This is a genomic window from Streptomyces antioxidans, from assembly GCF_000968685.2.
Classification (GTDB): domain Bacteria; phylum Actinomycetota; class Actinomycetes; order Streptomycetales; family Streptomycetaceae; genus Streptomyces; species Streptomyces antioxidans.
Genome location: NZ_LAKD02000124.1, coordinates 1 through 3208 on the forward strand (window position 1 = coordinate 1; position 3208 = coordinate 3208).

The following is a 3208-nucleotide window of genomic DNA, read 5'->3' on the forward strand; positions in this document are numbered from 1 at the left end:
CCACCAAACCACCCGCCACCCGATCCGCACGCTCGGACAACTCCCCATACGACCACTCCCGGCCGTCCGCCCCCACCACCGCCACCGCATCCGGCGCCTCCGCTACCCGCGCCGCGAACAACTCCACCAACGACACCCCGGACACCGAACGCTCCGTGGCATTCCACTCCCCCACCACCCGCGAACGCTCACCCTCCCCCAACACATCAATCTCACTGACCCGCACCCCCGGATCAACCGCCACCGCCTCCAACACCCGCACCAAACGCCCCGCCAACAACCCCACCGTGCCCTCATCAAACAGATCCGTCGCGTACAACAGGCCGCCCACGAGCCCGGCCGGATCGCCCTCGCTGTCGCGCCGTTCCGCCAGCGTCAGCGACAGGTCGAACTTGGCGGTGGACTCCTGCGAGGTGGACTGCAGCGGCCCGACCCGCAGCCCGGGCAGATTCCACCGGCCCTGGGACGCGGGCAGGTTCTGGAGGACGAGCATGATCTGGAACAGCGGGTTTCTGGAGAGCGATCGGGTCGGGTTAAGGTCCTCGACCAGCCGCTCGAACGGCACGTCCTGATGCGCGTACGCGCCAAGATCGGCCTCCCGCACCCGGGCCAGCAGCTCATCGAAGCCCGGGTCGGCGCTCAGATCGGTGCGCAGCACCAGCGTGTTGACGAAGAATCCGGCCAGCCCGTCCAGCGCCGCGTCACCACGCCCCGCCGTCGCCGTACCGATGGGAATGTCCGTGCCCGCACCCATCCGCGACAGCAGAACCCCCAGCGCCGCGTGTACGACCATGAACATCGTCGCCCGGCCGCGCCGTGCCAGCTCCACCAGCCGCGCGTGGGTCTCCGCGCCCACCTCCACCGGCAGGGTGCGCCCGCGGAACGTCGGCGCGGCCGGTCGGGGCCGGTCGGTCGGCAGGTCCAGCTCCTCCGGGGCACCGGCGAGCGCCCGCCGCCAGTAGTCCAGCTGCCCGCTGATGACACTCCGCGGATGGCCGGGGTCGCCGGAATCGCCGAGCTCGCCGAGCACCTCGCGTTGCCAGAGCGCGTAGTCCGCGTACTGCACGGGCAGTGGCTCCCAGCCCGGAAGTCGGCCCTGGTGGCGGGCGGTGTATGCGGTCTCAAGGTCCTGTGCGAGTACGCCCATCGACCAGCCGTCCACCGCGATGTGATGCGCCACCATCAGCAGGACATACTCCGTGGGGCCGGTCCTGAGCAGCCGGATCCGCCAGGGCAGGTCGACGCTGACATCGAAGCCGCGGCCCACATGAGCCGTGAGGGCGCCGCCGATCTCCTCCTCGGTGGTGTCCACCACGACCAGCGGCGGCCTGCCCGCGGCACCCTCGAGCACCTGCTGACGCGGGACACCTTCGCTCGCTGGGTAGATCGTGCGCAGGCTCTCGTGCCGGTCGGCGACATCGCCCAGCGCGGCCTCCAGCGCGGCGAGGTCCAGGTCGCCGGACATCCGCAGGGCGAGCGGGAGGTTGTACGCCGCGCCCTCGCCCGCGCCCTCAAGCTGGTTGAGGAACCACATCCGCTGCTGCTCGAACGACAGCGGCAGCACCTCAGGCCGGGGCCGCGCCGTCAGCGCGGCGTGCGTCCGGCCGGTTGCCGCGTCCACCAGCCGGGCCACACCGGCGGCCGAGGCGGCGGCGAAGAGCTCCCCGATGGTGAGCTCCGCCCCCAGGACCGCGCGGATGCGCGCGATGAGCCGCATGGCGAGCAGGGAGTCGCCGCCCAGCTCGAAGAAGGACGCCTCCGTGTCCACCCAGTCCAGCCCAAGCACCTCGCCGAAGACCCCGGCGATGATCTCCTCGACCGGAGTGGCGGGGCCACGGCCGGTGGCGCCGCCGAACTCGGGGGCGGGCAGGGCGGCGCGGTCCAGCTTGCCGTTGGCGGTGACGGGGAGGGTGTCCAGGGGGACCAGGGCGGCCGGGACCATGTACTCGGGCAGCCGCTCGGCCACGTACTCCCGCAATCCGGCCAGACCACTCTCGCCGTGGCCGTCGCCACTACACACGACATAGGCCACGAGACGTTTATCGCCCTGCCGGTCCTCACGCACGACCACCGCGACCTGACCCACGCTCTCATGAGCGGCCAGCACGGCCTCGATCTCACCCGGCTCCACCCGGAAACCACGGATCTTCACCTGCTCATCCACCCGACCCGCGAACACCAGCTCACCATCGGCCGTCCACCACGCCAGATCACCGGTGCGATACATCCGCCCACCCGTGAACGGACACGCCACAAAGCGCTCCGCCGTGAGGCGAGGGTGTCCCATGTACCCACGGGCGAGTCCCGCTCCGGCGAGATAGAGCTCACCCCTCACCCCGGCGGGTACGGGGTTGAGGTATTCGTCGAGGACGAACGCCTTGGTGTTGTCGCGCGGCCGACCGATCGGCAACACCGCCGGAGCCACCGCCCCAGCGGCGACCGCGTATGTCGTGGCGCACAGGGTGGCCTCGGTCGGCCCGTACAAATGCCGCACCACAATCCCCGGGCAAGCCGCCTTCACCTGCGCAACCGCACCCGCAGGCACCACATCACCACCGGTCAGCACCTCCGCAAGACCCGACAAACACCCCGGCGACTCCTCCGCCAACACACCGAACAACCCAGCCGTCACATGCACAGCCGTCAGCCCATGCGCCTTCACCAAGTCCGCCAACACCACAGCATCGACCCGACCCGGCGGCGCCACCACCACCCGACCACCATTCACCAACGGCACCCACACCTCAAAAAGCGCCACATCAAACGCATGCGGCGCATGCATCAACACCCGCCCACGCGCCGCCCCACTCCAACACCCATCCATCACCAACCCAGCCACCGCACCATGACTCACCGCCACCCCCTTCGGCACACCCGTCGAACCAGAGGTGAACATCACATACGCCACATCCTCCGCCGAAACCACCACCTCCGGCACACCCCCCGAACCACCCAACAACTCATCCACCACCACCGCACCCGGCACCCCCAAACCACCATCCGCCACCACCAAACCCACCTGCCCCAACACCAACCCCCGCCGCGCCACCGGCCACCCCACATCCACCGGCACAAACCCCGCACCCACCCGCACCACACCCAGCCACACCGCCACCAACTCCACCGACCGCTCCATCACCACACCCACCACATCACCACGCCCCACACCCCGAGCCACCAAACCACCCGCCACCCGATCCGCACGCTC

1 protein-coding gene is annotated in these 3208 nt (G+C 70.1%); it reads right to left on the bottom strand.

The genetic code is table 11. The features are described 5' to 3' along the window. On the bottom strand, positions 1 to 3193 hold a 3193-nt coding region (locus VT50_RS35340), incomplete at its 3' end, for an amino acid adenylation domain-containing protein (RefSeq protein WP_338058378.1). Positions 3194 to 3208 lie beyond the last annotated feature (15 nt).